The organism is Enterococcus casseliflavus, assembly GCF_029215545.1.
Classification (GTDB): domain Bacteria; phylum Bacillota; class Bacilli; order Lactobacillales; family Enterococcaceae; genus Enterococcus_D; species Enterococcus_D casseliflavus.
The window spans coordinates 2,787,426-2,805,253 of the sequence record NZ_CP119393.1 but is presented as its reverse complement, the minus strand read 5'-3'; the positions used below and the strand labels follow the sequence as shown (position 1 = coordinate 2,805,253).

The window sequence follows — 17,828 nt, the reverse complement described above, 5'->3', positions numbered from 1 at the left end:
ATGAAAACATCGATCCAGCATTTTTTACATTCATTGCCAATCCCGATTTGCGGCTTGATTTTAGGCACTGTGTCTTTGGGGAATTTATTGTATTCAGAAGGAATGGAGACGGTTGGAAATGGGTTTTGCACCCTTGGTATTTTCATCATGGGGCTCTTCCTTCTGAAAGTATGTTTTACATTTAAGCACACGATGTCAGAGCTGCAAAACCCAATCGTTGCTTCGGTGGCGCCGACCTTTACGATGGCGCTGATGGTGATTTCCACTGTTTTTGAACGGGTCATTCCCAATGCAGTGGTGAATGATCTGCTCTGGTGGGGGGCTATCGGCTTACATTTTGCTTTAATGATCTATTTTGTTGTCGTGCATATTTTGCCTGTTGACCTTTCGCTGGAATACATTTATCCAAGCTGGTTTATTACCTTCGTCGGGATTGGCGTAATTCCTAATACTTCTGCTGTCTTTTTTAAAGAGCTAGGAGAAGTGATCGTCTGGATCGCATTGGTATTGTATTTTGCGCTTTTGCCGATTATTTTAAAGCGAATCGTCCATCAAAAGCTGACGGAACGGGCGGCAGTTCCATTGATCACGATTTTAACAGCACCAGGTTCTCTTTGCTTAGCAGGTTACCTTTCCGTATTTGAACAAGGCTCTGCTTGGTTTGTCGCCTTTATGCTGTTATTGTCACAAACGATTTATTTCTGTGTCGTCGCTTATATGAAAAACATGCTGGCAGTCGGGTTTTACCCAAGCTATGCGGCATTTACGTTTCCTCTTGTGATTTCGGCGACTGCAATGTTCAAATCAGCACTGTTTTTTGCAAATCACCCACTGATATTTGGGTTTCTACAAGCCTTAACGATTATTGAAACCAGCTTTGCCGTGATTGTCGTCAGCTATGTGTTAGGAAAATATGCTGTTCATTTGTATCAGCAAACCAAAGCCCTGATTGCCGATCATAGTTACTAAGAAAGTACAAAAAATCATCCATTTTTTAAGAAAATGCGTAATCTACGCAAAACAATAGCACAAGTATTTGAAAAGAAAGGGAAGGGATCGCACATGAAAAGTACAAGCAGAAAAGTTGTCGTTGTCGGAACAGGTTTCGTTGGAACGAGCATTGCGTATTCCATGATCAATCAAGGACTGATCAATGAATTGGTCTTGATCGATGTCAATCGGGACAAAGCAGAAGGAGAAGCCCTCGATTTGTTAGACGGTATGTCATGGGGGCAAGAAAACATCAAAGTTTGGGCGGGAGAGTACTCGGAATGTAAAGATGCTGATATCGTCGTTATTACTGCAGGGGTCAACCAAAAGCCAGGACAAACACGGCTTGAATTGATCGATGTCAACGCCGAAATTATGGCAAGCGTCACAAAACAAGTGATGGCTTCAGGCTTTGATGGCGTGCTTGTCATCGCTTCAAACCCAGTCGATGTCTTAACTTATCAAGCATGGCGTGTGTCAGGGTTGCCAGCCAATCGTGTCGTTGGTACGGGAACGACCCTCGATACCACAAGACTTCGAAAAGAAGTGGCGGCAAAATTAGCCATCGATCCACGGAATATTCATGGGTATATCATTGGGGAACACGGTGATTCGGAAGTCGCTGTCTGGTCCCATACAACGATCGGTGGGCAACCGATCGTAGAATTGATCAAGCAAAAGGATCGTTTGACCGTTGCCGATCTAGCAGTTCTTTCTGAACGAGTAAAAAATGCCGCCTATGAAATCATTGATCGAAAACAAGCAACTTTTTACGGAATAGGGATGAGTGTCGCAAGAATCGTTCGAGCGATCTTAAATGATGAGCAAGCGATTCTGCCGGTGTCTTCCTACCTTGATGGGGAATATGGCATCAACGATTTATTCACAGGTGTGCCTGCAGTCGTGGACCAAAACGGCGTCCGCGAAATTATTGAATTGACGCTTACCCCTGAGGAAAAACGGCAGTTTGATACTTCGTGTCATCAGTTACGAGCAGTAATTTCCACAATTGGACAAAGCAAGGTCAGCTGATCTTTAGAATACGATTAATGAAATCCTCGTGTTCGTTTTTGCCTAAGCATGGTTCGACTATTTACGGTCGGCCATGCTTTTTTTACATCTAGCCAAGAATGTTAAAAGGAAATGGCGTATTTTACGCGAAACGCCCACTATTCAACTCTCTTTTTTCTCACTCCTTTAAAAAAAAACATCCTCAGTGAATGACAGAAAAAGAATGATCGATCAACCTTACAAACTTTCCGAGTTGTAAAAAGTGACAAAGTGTCACCTTGTGTGGTATTCTTCAAAAAGTGACACTTTGTCAACATTTGGAAAACAGGAGGAAAGAGCAATGTTTCTGGCTATAAAAGAAATGCGTTATTCAAAATTAAGATATGGGCTGATCGTAGGAATCATGTTTTTGATCGCCTATGTTGTTTTTATATTGTCTGGGTTAGCAACGGGACTTAACTGGGATTTTAAAAAGGCCATCGTCGATTGGGATTCATCCGCGATCGTTTTATCAGAAGATGCGAATGACACATTTGCGGCTTCGCAATTGACGAGAGGGGATCTAGACCGTGTAGAAGGGACTCAAAAAGCCCCGATTGGTTTATACAGCAGTGTCATCACGGTCAACGATGAACAAGTCAATGTGACTGTTTTTGGTACACAAGACGATGCGTTCTTGTTACCAGAAGTTTTAGAAGGCAAGTCATTTTCAAAAGAAAATGAGATCACGATTTCAGAAAACTTAGCAGAAGAAGGTATCAAGGTCGGAGACCAAGTGAAAATCGGACGCTCAGATGAAACCTTCAAAGTCGTTGGTATCACCCCAGAAACGTCTTATACGGTGTCACCAGTGATTTATACTTCCCTCGATACTTGGACGAAAATGAAGTTTGCTAATCAACCATTTGCATCTGACAAGGAGCAGCCCATCAATATCATTGTGACCAAATCAAGTGATCCGAAAGTCGATAACCAAGAAGGAACCCAGCTCAAAGTGTTGGCAACGGAAGACTTTATTGAAAAGCTTCCTGGATTTTCTGCCCAAAACTTGACCTTAAATGCCATGATCTACTTCTTATTTGTCGTTGCAACGGCAATCGTGGGGATTTTCATGTATGTGATCACCCTACAAAAAACGGCGATTTTTGGTGTGATGAAAGCCCAAGGGATTCGGACCAGCTTTATTGCTAAATCAATTATTGCACAAGCATTTATGGTCGGTGTGATCGGGGTAGCCCTAGCCTTTGCGGCGGCATACGGCACCAGTTTGTTTTTACCAGATGCCATGCCATTTTTCTTTGAATTCAAGCAATGGCTGCTTTATAGCGGCATCTTGATTCTCGTGGCAGTTCTAGGCGGCTTATTCTCCATTCGGACGGTCACAAAAGTCGATCCAATTACGGCAATAGGAGGGTAACAAAGATGAAAGACATTTTAGTAATGAAGGATATTGTAAAAAAATTTGGCAAGCAGCATACCGAAGTAACGGCATTAAAAGGACTCAATTTTCATGTTCAAGAAGGGGAGTTTGTCAGTATCATCGGCCCTTCCGGTTCAGGAAAAAGTACCTTTTTGACCATCGCTGGTGGCTTACAAAGTCCAACAACCGGAGATATCATCATTAACCAGGTCAACTTTTCCCAATTAAATGAAAAGCAACGAGGGAAGTTGCGTTTTAAAGAGATTGGGTTTATCTTGCAAAGCTCGAATTTGATCCCTTTTCTAACGGTAAAGGAACAATTTTATTTGGTCGACAAAGTTTCAGGAAAAGCCAAGGAAAAGGAACGAATTGATGAATTGCTTGCTTCATTAGATATTCTCGATCTTCAAGACAAGTTTCCCCGCGATTTATCTGGTGGGGAACGACAACGAGTGGCGATCGGCAGGGCGTTGTTTAATGACCCAAGCTTGATTTTGGCGGATGAACCAACTGCCAGCTTAGACACGGATCATGCGTATGAAGTCGTGAAGTTATTGGTGAAAGAAGCGCATGAGAAAAAGAAAGCGACAGTCATGGTCACCCACGACGAGCGAATGATCCAATGGAGTGATCGCATTTTCCGAATGGAAGATGGCAATCTGATCGAACAAAACGCCCCATCAAGAGAAACTGCACAAGTCTGAGTGGAAAAGTAGAGGGATTTGTTTATAATAGAGGGAGTAGATTGCGAATGATGGAGGAGAATCCCTTGCCAAGTACAACATTTTTTCATTTAAAACAAGAGAAAAAAGAAAAAATCGATGCCGTGCTTTTAGAAGAATTCTTCAGCAAGCACATCAGTCAAGTCAAGGTCTCTGCCATCGTCGAAAAGTCGCACATTTCTAGAGGGGCGTTTTACAAGTACTTTCAAAACTTAGAAGATGCCTATGACTATGCGATCGCCGACTATTCAAACCAAATCCATTCCGCGATTTTTACGTTTATCAATCGCAACAAAAATGATTTTTTCAAAGGGATCGAAGAATACTTGGCTTGGTGCAGTCAATGGTCACCTGAAGATGATCATTGGAAAATGATCCACTTATGTACCCAAAGCAATGCCTGGACGAAGCGCGATGCGATCCCTGACGATTCGCCCATGATTCGTCAGTGGTTGGAGCTGTTGGAAGAAAATCGCTTCACGATCCATGATACGCAAGAAGCCGTCAGTTTCCTTTACTTTATTATGGCGGTTGTGATGGATAGTCTAACAGATTTTATTTCGAATGAATGGACCGCAAAAGAGCTGATCAAAGATTTTCGCTATAAGGTGCAATGGATCAAGTATGGAATCAAAGAGGAAAATGACGAAGAATAGACGCTTCGGCAAGAGGATGGAGCAAATGCCTCGCACGGCGGAGAAGTTCATTTACAAAAAAAGAGGTGCCCGACAACTGAAATAGTTATCGGACACCTCTTTTTTGAGGGAATGATTATTTTTTATTTACACGTTTCGCAATGATCGGCAAGATCAAGCCAATCAAAAGAAAGGCGATTGGCGTAATGATATTTAAGGCCAATTGGAAGAACCAAGCTTGCGGATCTGCCGCATAATCAAGTTTAGGAACCATCCCTAAAATGCAGGCAAAGGCCGTGAACAAGAAGCACCATAAGCCGATCCCAAAGCCAACCTTGGTGTTTTTCACGAATTTATAATCGGAAGTAAAGCGATTGGCGTGTTTGTTGACTAACATAAAGGCTAAGAAGACCCATAAGTAACGCAATGGCATGACAACTGAATTCAAGTTCAGCAACCAACGATACAGTTCGGTCATATTGCCGATTCCTAGTGCTGGAATAATGATCAAAATGCTGACTAGGATACCAGTCATAATATACCCATTCACTGGTGTTCCTTTTTTGTTTAGTTTTGCTAAGCCATTTGGTACAAATTCTGAATCAGCATCAGACAATAATATTTTCAATGGGGCATCAATTGAAAATGCCAACGCAGAAATTTGCGCTAACGCATTGGCGATGGAATAAAGAATGACAAAGAAATTGCCGATTCCGTAGAAGTTTCCTAGTCGTTGAAAGGCTTCATAAGCGCCGTTGACCATCAAATCTTCTGGAATATGATTGGCATCAAAAAGCATCCCCATAGCAATCGAGCCGAGCAAGGCACATAACGCCACCATACCGGCTAAAAAGATCATGCCTTTTGGAAATTCTTTGGCAGGATTTTTTGTGTTATTTACGTAAGGCGAGATTTTTTCACAGCCACCTACCGCAAATACCAGCATCGAGATCGTGGTTAAATAGGTAAAGTCAAATTTAGGGATATAGGTTGAAACAGATGACATGTTTGGTGTAGCAATTTCAGCACCAGTCATTGCTGGAGCAGTGACTGCTAAAAGAATAAAAAGAATCGACATCACGAACATGGCTGTTCCCGCGATGTTCCCAATCATTTTTAAGGTCGTCAATCCTTTAGAGGCAATCCATAAAAAGAATAGAAAAATAGCTAAACAAATCAACGAGACTTCCATGGAGCCCATCGTTGATACAAATGTACCATTTCCTTTAAATAACCAACTTAATGATACTAAGATTCCTTGGGGTTTTTGTGCTAAATAAGGCACGTGAACGACCCAATAAGTCCAAGCAGCAAAAAAAGCCAACCGCTTTGTTGAGGTTTCTTTGATCCATGAGGAAACCCCACCACTTGACTCTTTGAAGGTTGATCCTAATTGACCAACACTTAATGCATAGGGTACAAAATAAAGAGCCATAATTAATAGCCACGAAACAACAACAGTCAATCCTTGTTGAGCGTAGTTGTTTACAACATTTCCCAGTCCCCAAACAGAGACGAACGCCATCAGCGCAATATTATACCAGCGTAATTGTTTCTCATTCATCGCTTTCTCCTTCTTAAAATGATTTTTCTGACTGGTTAAAATAGAGCGTTTTTTGAATTTTAGTGAGAAAAAAATTTCTTTCCATAAGCGCTTGATCACTATCAAGTTTCTTATGCATTTTTTCACAAATGTCAAAGGTCAAATTGAATAAAAAAATTTCATTTGCTTCTTTTATCCAGTCGTTGATTTTCCATAGTTAGGATAAACCTCTGAATTCTTTTGGTCAAGAAAAATTAAATTGTTATTTAAAAAAAATAATAAATTTCTGATGATTGAAAAAGCAAACATCATCATTCATTAATAATCTGAAAGAAATCCAACTACATTTAGTCAAGGGCATGGATGAAAGAGGGAGTGTTTCATTTAAATGAATGGACGTACAAAGATGGAAGAAACCCTTTCGAAAGGCTTTTCGCTGGTACTTTTTGGATTGATATTTAAGCAAAGAAAGTAGGAGAGTAGTCGTAGTTTTTTTGGTTTTCTAAGAAAAATTTTACGCGAACATTCTTTCAAAGAAACACGAAAACAAAGTTAGCCGAATGCTTCGTTCCATCGAAATCACTCGTTTTTTTTCGCCAACTTATAGGAGGTGGGTGTTATTCGCTCAAATACTGGCCATAAAAGCAGATAAAAGACGAAGTTTCCGCTGGCATGGAAGAAATCGAACAGTAGTCCTTGAAGGTAATAGGCAAGAAACGAAGGAAACTGATAAAGCCAAACTTCCATCAACGAAACGATCAAGCCATAAAGAAGTCCGCAAAGAAAGGCAAAGAAAGCTTGCAAGAAGCGGTTTTTCTTGATGATCGGTATTTTTCCAATCTGATGAAAAAGAACGATGGTGACAGTAAGTGCAGCCAATTGACTGATCGTCCAGGGACCCATGCCTAGATAGATATTTGTTCCGAGCAAACTTAATAAGGCAATCATCAACGCATCAGATAAACGGTAAGAAAAAGCCACTAAAAATAAAAGGGCACTCATAGGCTGAATGTTAGGGATAAAGACAAAAACTAACCGTCCAACGATACAAGCCGCAGTGATCAGTGCTAAATGAGAAATTCTTTGGATGGAAAATATCTTGGTTTGGGGAGGAAGCATGAGAATCGCCGTCTTTCTAATTGATAATCATTCTCATTGTACATGGAAAATAATAAAATTCAAGATTGAAATACACATTATATAGTACGATAATAAAAAACGAGCACAATATGTTGTGTTTTAGAAGGCGAGGGAAAGAAATGGAATACAAAAAACAAACGATTGAGAAATTGAACGAGGATATCAAGTTGTTCCAAGAAGTTTCGGCGATCACACCAGAAATGACCCAAACATTTGAGGGAATCGCTCGTTTGATTATGCTGGATCGTTATTCATACAAAGATCAAACCCATCTAACATTGCGTAAGGATGATTTGGTGATTTTGACAACGAAAGCTGATCCTAAATATCCTGCGCGAGGAATCGGTGTTGTGAAAGCAATCGATGGGGAACTAGTCTCTATCGAAGTGGAAGAGGCCTATCGCTCAGCGTTAGAAGATATTGATGAACAAGCCAATGGACTTGTTAAAAGAAGAAAAAGTGACATTGAAAAACCGTTAGAACTCTTTTTTGAGCAAGTGGCGCATCGTGTAGCCAAAGGGATTTCTGCCAACGAGTCCCATGACCAGGAGCGCTTCTTTGAGGCGTTTTACCAACAAATCGTGGCGCAAAACCTAATTCCCGCAGGCAGAGTACTTTATGGAGCAGGAACAAATTCTCAAGTTACCTACTTCAATTGCTTTGTGATGCCTTTCATCCATGATTCCCGAAAAGGGATTGCTGTTCATCGACAAGAAGTTATGGAGATCATGAGTCGAGGTGGCGGGGTTGGAACCAATGGGTCGACCTTGCGACCAAAATCAAGTGTGGTCCACGGTGTCAGTGGTCGGTCTTCTGGGGCAGTTTCTTGGTTGAATGATTTGGCAAACTTGACGAACCTTGTCGAACAAGGAGGTAGCCGCCGTGGAGCGCAGATGATTATGATGGCAGATTGGCATCCAGATATTTTTGCATTTATTCTTTCTAAAATTCAAAATCCTGCTGTATTGCTTCACCTAAAAAAAACAATCACAAATGCGACGATCAAACAACTGATCAATGAAAAACTGCAATTTGACCCTCTGACAAAAATGGAAGATAGAATGTTCGCTTATCTAGCACAACTGCCTGAATCGTCAGATAAGGAACATAATGAAATGATCCAAAAGGCAAAAGAAAAATTGCGCATAGGTGGCAGCTATACGGTGAAAGAAAGTGATTTCTTAACTGGCGCGAATATCTCAGTCTGCTTGACAGAAGAATTCATGGAAGCAGTGAAGACAGATGGGTGGTATGAGCTACGCTTTCCAGATATCGACAATTATTCAGAAGCAGAGATGGCGCAATATGATGCAAAATGGGCGGAAGTCGGGGATGTGCGAGAATGGGCAGCTGCTGGCCATAAAGTCAAAACCTATCAAAGGATCAAAGCTCGTGAGTTATGGGAGTTGATTACTTTTTGTGCAACATATTCTGCTGAGCCTGGTATTTTCTTTATCGATAATGCCAACAAGATGACGAATGCTACAGCATACGGACAAAAAGTCGTGGCAACCAATCCGTGCGGTGAACAGCCCCTAACCCCTTATGCGGTCTGTAACTTGGCAGCCATCAATCTCGCAAACATGGCGGATCGCCAAAAGGGCACCGTTGATTTTGCCAAACTAAAAGAAACCGTGAAAGCAGCGGTTCGTTTCCAAGACAATGTTATTGACGTAACGCCTTACTTTTTTTACAAAAATGAGCAGCAGGCGAAAAGGGAAAGACGTGTTGGATTAGGGATCATGGGCTTGGCAGATTTATTGATCTACTGCGGGAAAAAATACGGATCGGCAGAAGGAAATCAATTCGTTGATCAAATTTTCGAGGCAATGGCAGTCACTGCCTATGAGGCATCCATTGAATTGGCGAAAGAAAAAGGCAGCTTTCCCTTCCTGATTGGAAAAAATGACCAAGAGACACAAGCGTTGCGGAAGAAATTTATCGATACAGGATACATGAAAAAAATGCCAGCGCACATCCGCGAAGGCGTGCTGCGATTCGGTATTCGCAACTCTCATCTTTTGACTGTTGCGCCAACAGGATCGACAGGCACGATGACGGGAGTTTCAACTGGTTTAGAACCTTACTACTCCTTTTCTTATTTTAGAAGCGGTCGACTAGGTAAGTTTATTGAAATCAATGCGGAAATCGTTGACGAATACCTGATGGATCATCCTGAACGAACCAAAGCGGAGTTGCCGGCATGGTTCATTTCCGCTATGGAGTTGACGCCCGAAGAGCATGTCGGTGTGCAATGCACCATACAACGCTGGGTGGATAGCTCCATTTCAAAAACGGTCAATGCACCAAAAGGATATACAGTAAGCCAAGTAGCCAAGGTTTATCGAGATCTTTATGAAGGAGGAGCCAAAGGAGGGACCGTCTATGTAGACGGCAGCCGAGATTCACAAGTACTTACCTTAGAAGCGGTTGAAAATGAGCTGACCGCACAAGTTGAACCGCTGTCTGTCGTTCAAGTAGATGAACCCGTCGCCTCTGGTGAAATCTGTCCCATCTGCCATGAGGGAACCATTGAGGAAATCGGCGGCTGCAGTACCTGCACAAACTGTAAAATCCAATTAAAATGCGGGCTCTAAGAAAAAACGAGATTGATAAAATAATTCTTATCCGCATACTGGATAGAAAAACGATTAGTATTTTGACTATTGGAGAGGAAGAAATAGATGAAAAAAGTATTTGTCGTATTCATGCTAGTGAGCACACTACTCGTCGCTACAGGATGCCAACAGGCAAGCGTAACGCCAGAAAGCACGCAGCAAAGTTCCTTGAAGCAAGAACAAGGAACAGCTACGATCGTCATCCAAAATCAAGAAGCTGTGACCTCAAAAGAAGTAACATTCCGAGAAAATGAGTCGCTGCTGGAAGTAATGAAAGAAAACTTTGCGATCAAAGAAAAAGATGGCTTTATCACCTCGATTGACGGCATCAGTCAAGATCAAAAAGCCAATCTATTTTGGGTCTATACCGTCAATGACGAAATGACCGATAAAAGGGCACAAGCGTTGTTTTTAAAGAACAATGACACTATCACATTTGATTTGAAAGCATTCTGATTTGTTTGATTCTAAGGATCTTTATTTATACAGATAGACTCTTGCGTTGATTTTTGAGGTAGTTTTGCATTCAAGTTCTATTCAAGAGTCTATTCCTGTTTTTCTATCATAGTTTGGAGTGGTGGCTTATTTTATTTTAAAATTTGAATAATAGAAATAAAGATACCATTACATACATAAGTTTTAGCCATGATGTTTCTTTCGTATTTTGGCTTTCGTTCCTATTTTTTGTAGAAAATAATTTTTTTATAGTAGAGTGGAAATGGACAAAAATTTGATTTATCCGTTAGCTTAAGTGGCTAACGCTTCTATTCTCTAATATATGGTTTTACTTACTATTTTTCTTGCGAGTGTTTCCCAATCTGCTTGTTGTTCATAAAAACAATGTTATCATTGTATCATCAGATGTGGGTGGCGAACAGTGGTCTAAAACATGAGCGTTGATTACAAATAAGGTTTTTTCGTTCTCTTTGTTTATTGATCAGAAAAGGTAGGAGGAGAATAATGGTTGAGGTACTTTTGATGTGTGGCGTTAGTGGTGCAGGCAAAACCACTTACTCAAAACAAAAAGAGCAAGAAGGCTATGTAAGATTAGCAATAGATGAATTGATTTGGGAAGACTATGGCGTTTATGGTGTTGATTACCCTTCGGAGAAATATGCAAAAGTTTCTTCATTATCTTCAGTTAAATTGAAAGAGCTTACAGTGAAGGCTGTTCAAGAAGGAAAAAACGTAGTTGTCGATTCTAGTTTTTGGGCTAAAAGTCACCGAGACGCTTATAGAGAACTACTGGCAGCATATGATGTGACGATTAAAGTAATCTATCTAAAAGCTGATTATGATACTTTACGAAAACGATTAGCGATCAGAAATAAAGTCCAAACTGCAAATTCCGCTTTTCCTATTACAGAAGAAATCCTTCAACGGTTTTTTTCAGGATTCGAAGAACCGGTAAATGAAGATGAGGTAGTGATCGAGCAAAAGAATATATGAAGTAGCATCAAAACGTTTTTTACTCTTTTTCAATACAGTTAGTCTTATTACTGTGCAGGACACGAAGGACAGTCATGCTAGAAGCAAAATAGTGATTGGCAATTTCTTTTCTTGTTGCATTCTTCGCCAGTTCCAAGGCAATTTGCACCTTTAATTCCTTTGAAAGATAGCAGTTTTCATCCACCAAATTTGTCTGAGCAAAGAATGTCGACTGACATTCTTTGCAGTAAAAGCGTGTACGTACCAAGCGTAATTCTGTTTTTGTTGCTCGATAAGGCAAAAGTTGGGCTTTTGTTTTGTGTGAGCCATTCTTGCTGATTTGTCCTTCATTTTTGATGCCACATTTACGGCAATAGCGTGGTATATAGCTAAGTTTGACATGGATAAGATTGGTGCGAAACCCCTCTTCTTCTATTGTCTCTAACCATTCTTCTTCGAAAAATAAATTTTCATCTGTTAAACCTAACAATTTTCTAGTACAATGATCCATGGAGATATCCTTTCTTGGTGTGGTTTTGTTTTAGACGACTAAATTCTACCAGTTAGGCTATCTCTTTTTCTATTTTTTTACAAAAAAAGTGTCAGTAGAAAATCTGTAGATTTTCCACCAACACTAAATATTGTAGAACCAAAAAACTGAAACAATATGAGTACAATACTGTTTCAACTTTTTTTGCAGCTTTTTATTCATTGACTGATCAAAAGGATCTTGTTTACGTGTTCTCAAATGATTGAATGGACATTTGATTATATAAGATACTACGGTACTTTCTTCTAGACAATATCATCTTACCCAAATAATAGTTAATGAATTAGTAGAAAAGCATAATGTTTTAGAGTTTTTAGGAAATAATTACTTTAAGGCGCGTTCTATAGCATCTCCATGCTTTTTAAGTTATGATAATCAGAGAAAGCGGACAAGGAGAACGACAATGAAAGAACAATTACTCGCGTACTTGCAAAATCAAACAGCTTTTTTCTCTATCGAAAATGTAAGCGATGTCTTTACTGCGAAAGATATTGCCGAGAAGTTTTCCGTCAAGAGAAATACCATCAGTCACTACTTGAATCAGTTAACGGAAGAAGGTCGCCTTGTGAAAATTGCGACCCGACCCGTTTATTTTTTTCATAAGCAGGCATTTGAAATCCAAAATTATCCTTTAACAAAAAACGTGTATGATAGTCTGGCTACTGTGGCGGAAGAAAAGCCTTTTTTTGATCAAAAAGAAGATTTCTTTTCCAGTGTGATCGGCAGCAAAGGTAGTCTGGCAGAAGTCATTGAACAGATCAAGATGGCAGCCTTCTATCCAAATGGCGGGCTTCCTTTCTTGCTGACGGGAGAAAGTGGAACTGGGAAGAGTTTTCTCGTAAAAATGTTCCATCATTATTGTGTGGCAAATGAATTACTAGAAAGTGATGCTCCGCTGATTACGATCAATTGCGCACAGTATGCCAATAACCATGAGCTATTGACGAGCAATTTATTTGGACATGTAAAAGGAGCCTTCACTGGCGCAGAAGAAGATCGCGGAGGTGCATTTGAAGCAGCAGACGGCGGAGTCCTCTTTCTTGACGAAGTTCATCGACTGAATGCTGAAGGACAGGAAAAATTATTCACCTTTCTGGATCAGGGAGTTATCTATCGAATGGGGGATACGGGCCGGCCAATCTCAGTTGATTGTCGGTTGGTGTTTGCAACAACCGAAGATCTGAAACAAACATTTCTAACAACCTTTATTCGGCGAATTCCGATCCAAGCGACACTGCCCGCTTTGGAAGAACGGACGGTTTCCGAAAGGAAGCAGTTGATTTTGCAAGCATTTATTGAAGAACAAAAACGTATCGGTTTGCCGTTAGAGCTCTCACCTCAAGTAATCGAAATTTTAACGACCAGTCATTTTTCTGGGAATGTCGGTGAATTGAAAAGTACAATCAAAATTATTACAGCCAAAAGCTATACAGCCAGTTTAAAACGAGAAGTAAAAAAAATAGCAGTCACTGTGTATCATTTGCCAGAACACTTACTGCAACTGACAGAAGAACCTAATGAAATGGGGACAATGCAACCGGTTCTTATTGATAGCCAAACTCAAATCCAGCAGCTAACTGCGGAAAGTGAACCCGAACAACAAAAGATCATTCAAACGTATGAACAGATATTACTTAATTATGTCCAAGCAGGGCGGGACTTTGCGGCGGCAGCCGAGCCTATTTCAAAAGTGATCGAAAGGCTTTTCGAAAATTTATTGTTTGATCATAAACAGGAACAAAAGCAGCGGACAATGATTTTTGTGACAGAGCATGTTCAGCGAATGATGGAGCAGATCGAGCATTCTTTTCAAATCAGTTTTAATGGCAGCATGGTCTATACAATCAGTTATTATTTATGGTTGCGGAGAAATGTGGAGTGGCTGCCGGATGATCAAGACAAACTTTTATTGACAGAAAACCTATTGAAAAGTGTGAAAAAGCATTATTCTACAAGTGATCGTTACACAGAGAATTTGTTAGGCCTAGTTCAAAAAACATTGGATATCGAGTTAACAAGTATGGACCGAATCATTTTTACACTTTATATCAATGATATGGGGTATTCCAAAGATTCATCGCTTCCCCGCAGCATCATAGTAGCCCATGGTTACGCAACCGCCAGTAGTATCGCGAATGTTGCGAACCGCTTATTGAATGAATCGGTTTTTCAGTCTTTCGATATGCCATTAGAGGTCACACCCAAACAAATTGCGGAAAGGGTTACCACCTATATTCAGAAAAACGATGTATCTAATGGACTCGTTGTCTTGTTCGACATGGGGTCTTTGAAAGAAGTCTATCAATTTATTCCAGAATTGGCGGTTCCAATTGTTATGATGAACAATGTAACGACAAGTGTAGCCATCGCTGTGGGGGAGTGTATCCAACAGAATATTTCGTTGACAGAGATTCCAGAGCGAGTAAATGCCTTTCACCAAAACGAATGGGAAATCATTCTTCCAAAAGTGAAAAAAGAGAAAGTTGTCATTACAACTTGTTCAACCGGAATTGGAACTGCTGTTCAAATCTCTACCTTATTAGAAAAGAGTATTCCTGATCATTTACAGATTCGGATCCTTCCTTATGAATTCAACCAGCTGGAAAACAGTGAACATATAAGACAGACATTGGCAGCGTATGACATTGTTGGTGTTGTGGGAACCACTAAACCTCGCCAAGAGCTGGCTCCTTTTATTTCTTTAGATGAACTAATTTCGGGTGCTGGGACAGAGGTGCTATTAAGTTGGCTAAAAAAAGAATTGGATGAAGAGATGATTGCCTATGTGAACAATCAATTAGTAAGAAATTTTTCATTGGATCGAGTGATTCAATCGGTAACGATTCTAGATACAGAAAAAGTGATTTCTCAAATGGAATTTTTCGTGGGAAATCTGGAGCGCATGTGGCAGCAACGGATCGCCAATGATCGCAAACTCGCGTTGTTTGTCCATACGAGTTGCTTAATTGAGCGTCTTATTAGAAATGAAGCCATTGATACTTATCATGCCAGCGACACATTACTCCAGTGTCATGAAAAACAGCTGAATGAGATCAAAAAAGCGTTTAGTGTCATTGAGAAGGTTTACAGTGTCGCGATACCGGAATCTGAAGTTTGCTACATTTATGATGTTTTGTTTGGAAACACTGATTCTTCAATGGTTGAAGCGGATTTTTAATCGATAAGAAAAGCGTGCCACTTTTTTTGGCACGCTTTTTGCGTTTAGTAAGATGTAACTTGGAGTAAAGTGAGGTGAAAGCAGTGGAACGACTCGTTATTTTAGCATCCCACGGACGATTTGCATCAGGAATCTTGCATTCGTTAGAACTTATCTGCGGTAAAAAACAATCAGTCCTTGCGATTGACTGTTATGTGGACGAAGCATTTGATCTAACGACAACGGTAGATACCCTGATGGAAACATATAAAGAACATGAAGTGATCGTTATCACAGATATTTTTGGCGGCAGCGTGAACAATGAATTTTTGCGTTACATCAAACAACCCAATTTTTATTTAATCGCAGGTTTGAATTTGCCATTGTTGATTGAATTGACGACACAACTTCAAGGGGGAGGTGCAATTTCAGAAACGATCCATCAAGCGCTGGCAAATTCGAAAGATATGATCCAGTTTTGCAATGATAGTGTAGCAAAAGAAATTGAAGAAGAAGAATTTTAGGAGGGACGATATGATTATTTTGACACGAGTCGATCATCGACTATTACATGGGCAGGTCGCATTTTCTTGGACACAAAATTTAGGCGCGGACTGCATTTTGATTGCCAATGATGATGTGCCAACAAATGACATACGTAAAACAACAATCAAATTAGCAAAACCGCAAGGCGTAAAACTGGTGATCAAATCAATTGAGGATTCAATTCATGCCCTGCAAAGTGGTGTGACGGATAAATACAAATTATTCATCGTAGTTGATTCCATCAAAGATGCGTATAAGTTAGCAGAAAACTATCCAGAGATCGACGAAATCAATCTAGGTGGGATCAAAGCCAAAGAAGGCTCTAAAAATATTGGCAAAGCAGTCAATGTATTACCAGAAGAAGAAGAACTTCTCAAGAAAATGGTCGCTAAAGGAATCGCTGTCGATATCCGTCAAGTACCTTCGGATAAAAAAGTCGCTGTCGAAGATGTTTTATAGAGAAAGGAGCAAAAGAGATGCTGCAAGCAATATTACTTGGAATTGTTGCATTTATTGCGCAGTCTGAATACGCATTAGGGACGTCATTACTATCGCGTCCGATTGTCACAGGGTTGTTTACAGGAATCGTATTAGGGGACATAAGCACAGGAATTATTATGGGGGCTACACTGGAATTAGCTTTTATTGGTTCGTTTTCTGTAGGTGCTTCTATTCCGCCAGATGTTGTAACAGGAGGAATTCTTGGCACAGCATTCGCAATTACAGCAGGAGCGGGAACGGAGACGGCTTTACTATTAGGTCTTCCAATCGCAACATTAACGCTGATTCTGAAAAATGTATACTTAGGACTGCTTATCCCTATGATGAATCAAAAAGCTGATTTATACGCGACAGAGGGGAACTACAAAGGTGTGGAACGAATGCACTTATTAGCCGGTTTTGGCTTGTCTTTGATGTTAGCCCTTGTAGTGACGATTTCCTTCATGGTGGGCAGCAATACGATGAGTAAGTTGTTAGAGATGATTCCGTCCTTTGTACAGAATGGATTATCAGTCGCAACTGGCTTGATTCCAGCTCTAGGGTTTGCCATGTTGGCTAGATTACTGATCAACAAACAAGTTGCTCCTTATTTCTTTTTAGGGTTTGCATTAGCAGCTTATTTAGAGATTCCTGTTACAGGGATTGCAATTTTTGGTGCGATAACAGCTGTTGTAGTTGTTAACTTGAGAAACTTTCGCGGACAAGGGCAATCTGTTCAAATGACTTCAGGGGAGGTATTAGATGATGATGAAGACTTCTAATGAGAAACCAGAAATTACTAAAAAAGAGTTGAATCGTGTCTTCTGGCGTTCGTTTCAAATGGAGTTCTCATGGAACTATGAGCGGCAGATGAACCTAGCTTATGTCTATGCAATGATTCCGATTTTAAAGAAACTCTACAAAACAAAAGAATCGATGGCCGATGCGTTGAAACGGCACCTGGAATTTTTCAACACGACCCCGCATATCGTCACGCTTATTTTAGGAATCAATGCGGCGATGGAAGAAGAAAATGTCAGTGATCCCAATTTTGATTCTTCAGCAATCGAAAACATCAAGACCTCTTTGATGGGACCTTTAGCGGGAATCGGTGATTCCTTCTTTTGGGGAACGTTGCGGCTAATTGCTACTGGGGTAGGAACTTCATTGGCATTACAAGGAAATATCCTAGGTCCTATTCTGTTTCTGCTGATTTTTAATGTGCCTCATCTACTATTTCGTTATTTTGCGACTGGTTGGGGTTATAAACTTGGGACAGGATTTTTAAAGAAAATTCAGGAAAACGGTTTGATGGAAAGCTTAACCTATGGGGCAGCCATCATTGGGTTGATGGTCGTAGGTGGAATGACCGCTACGATGATCGATATCAACATTCCGTTGCAGATTGGTTCAGGGGAGAATGCAGTTACAGTTCAAAGCATCTTTGATGATATCGTTCCGAAAATTTTGTCATTGGGTGCATTTGGTGCTGTCTTTTATCTTTTGAAAAAAGAAGTCAAACCGCTGATTATTCTGCTGGGACTAGCAGTCGTAGGTATTTTAGGATCCTTGATTGGACTTTTTTAAG

At 40.4% G+C, this 17,828-nt stretch carries 16 protein-coding genes; 13 read left to right on the top strand and 3 right to left on the bottom strand.

The annotated features are described in order from the left end of the window. The 5 genes from P0G38_RS13390 to P0G38_RS13370 all read left to right on the top strand — a co-directional run bounded on the left by P0G38_RS13390 (position 1) and on the right by P0G38_RS13370 (position 4,799). Positions 1 to 969, top strand: coding sequence for a TDT family transporter (locus P0G38_RS13390; protein WP_275851940.1), 969 nt, complete (start codon positions 1 to 3; stop codon positions 967 to 969). A gap of 93 nt (positions 970 to 1,062) precedes the next feature. Beyond that, the gene (locus tag P0G38_RS13385; RefSeq protein ID WP_015509125.1) at positions 1,063 to 2,022 is read left to right on the top strand and encodes an L-lactate dehydrogenase; all 960 of its coding nucleotides are present in this window, start codon (positions 1,063 to 1,065) and stop codon (positions 2,020 to 2,022) included. A 319-nt stretch (positions 2,023 to 2,341) separates the two neighbouring features. Continuing rightward, positions 2,342 to 3,418, top strand: coding sequence for an ABC transporter permease (locus P0G38_RS13380; RefSeq protein WP_144771951.1), 1,077 nt, complete (start codon positions 2,342 to 2,344; stop codon positions 3,416 to 3,418). 5 nt (positions 3,419 to 3,423) lie between these two features. After that, the gene (locus P0G38_RS13375) at positions 3,424 to 4,125 is read left to right on the top strand and encodes an ABC transporter ATP-binding protein (RefSeq protein ID WP_275851933.1); all 702 of its coding nucleotides are present in this window, start codon (positions 3,424 to 3,426) and stop codon (positions 4,123 to 4,125) included. A 47-nt stretch (positions 4,126 to 4,172) separates the two neighbouring features. Continuing rightward, positions 4,173 to 4,799, top strand: a complete 627-nt coding sequence (locus P0G38_RS13370; protein ID WP_081117236.1) for a TetR family transcriptional regulator — start codon at positions 4,173 to 4,175, stop codon at positions 4,797 to 4,799. A 115-nt stretch (positions 4,800 to 4,914) separates the two neighbouring features. Here P0G38_RS13370 and P0G38_RS13365 read toward each other — a convergent pair whose 3' ends face one another. Further along, positions 4,915 to 6,342, bottom strand: coding sequence for an APC family permease (locus P0G38_RS13365; protein ID WP_005225272.1), 1,428 nt, complete (start codon positions 6,340 to 6,342; stop codon positions 4,915 to 4,917). Positions 6,343 to 6,900: 558 nt separating this feature from the next. Then, on the bottom strand, positions 6,901 to 7,440 hold the full coding sequence (locus P0G38_RS13360) for a hypothetical protein (RefSeq protein ID WP_087627021.1): 540 nt from the start codon (positions 7,438 to 7,440) through the stop codon (positions 6,901 to 6,903). 140 nt (positions 7,441 to 7,580) lie between these two features. Here P0G38_RS13360 and P0G38_RS13355 point away from each other — a divergent pair, with 140 nt between their 5' ends. The 3 genes from P0G38_RS13355 (at position 7,581) to P0G38_RS13345 (ending at position 11,528) form a co-directional block, all read left to right on the top strand. Beyond that, a complete protein-coding gene (locus P0G38_RS13355; RefSeq protein WP_275851917.1) occupies positions 7,581 to 10,058 on the top strand; it encodes a vitamin B12-dependent ribonucleotide reductase in 2,478 nt (825 codons plus the stop codon). 87 nt (positions 10,059 to 10,145) lie between these two features. Beyond that, complete coding sequence (locus P0G38_RS13350) at positions 10,146 to 10,535, top strand: DUF4430 domain-containing protein (RefSeq protein ID WP_275851913.1); 390 nt, start codon at positions 10,146 to 10,148, stop codon at positions 10,533 to 10,535. Between the two features lie 504 nt (positions 10,536 to 11,039). Continuing rightward, positions 11,040 to 11,528 carry a P-loop nucleotide/nucleoside kinase family protein gene (locus P0G38_RS13345; protein WP_034868317.1) on the top strand — a complete coding sequence of 163 codons (489 nt, stop codon included), beginning with the start codon at positions 11,040 to 11,042 and terminating at the stop codon, positions 11,526 to 11,528. 19 nt (positions 11,529 to 11,547) lie between these two features. On the opposite strand, the gene P0G38_RS13340 is transcribed toward P0G38_RS13345, so the two are convergent. Next, positions 11,548 to 12,018, bottom strand: a complete 471-nt coding sequence (locus P0G38_RS13340) for a hypothetical protein (RefSeq protein ID WP_275851909.1) — start codon at positions 12,016 to 12,018, stop codon at positions 11,548 to 11,550. A gap of 442 nt (positions 12,019 to 12,460) precedes the next feature. On the opposite strand from P0G38_RS13340, the gene P0G38_RS13335 reads away from it, so the two are divergent. The 5 genes from P0G38_RS13335 (at position 12,461) to P0G38_RS13315 (ending at position 17,827) form a co-directional block, all read left to right on the top strand. After that, a complete protein-coding gene (locus P0G38_RS13335; protein ID WP_275851906.1) occupies positions 12,461 to 15,235 on the top strand; it encodes a sigma-54-dependent transcriptional regulator in 2,775 nt (924 codons plus the stop codon). Between the two features lie 83 nt (positions 15,236 to 15,318). Further along, on the top strand, positions 15,319 to 15,738 hold the full coding sequence (locus P0G38_RS13330; RefSeq protein ID WP_074934998.1) for a PTS sugar transporter subunit IIA: 420 nt from the start codon (positions 15,319 to 15,321) through the stop codon (positions 15,736 to 15,738). A gap of 10 nt (positions 15,739 to 15,748) precedes the next feature. Further along, entirely contained in the window at positions 15,749 to 16,219 is a 471-nt protein-coding gene (locus P0G38_RS13325; protein ID WP_034858201.1) for a PTS sugar transporter subunit IIB, read from the top strand. Positions 16,220 to 16,236: 17 nt separating this feature from the next. Beyond that, positions 16,237 to 17,022: a PTS mannose/fructose/sorbose/N-acetylgalactosamine transporter subunit IIC gene (locus P0G38_RS13320; protein ID WP_074934984.1), complete on the top strand. Its 786-nt coding sequence runs from the start codon at positions 16,237 to 16,239 to the stop codon at positions 17,020 to 17,022. Next, a complete protein-coding gene (locus tag P0G38_RS13315; RefSeq protein WP_373193366.1) occupies positions 17,009 to 17,827 on the top strand; it encodes a PTS system mannose/fructose/sorbose family transporter subunit IID in 819 nt (272 codons plus the stop codon). Before P0G38_RS13320 ends, P0G38_RS13315 begins: the two co-directional genes overlap by 14 nt. Position 17,828 lies beyond the last annotated feature (1 nt).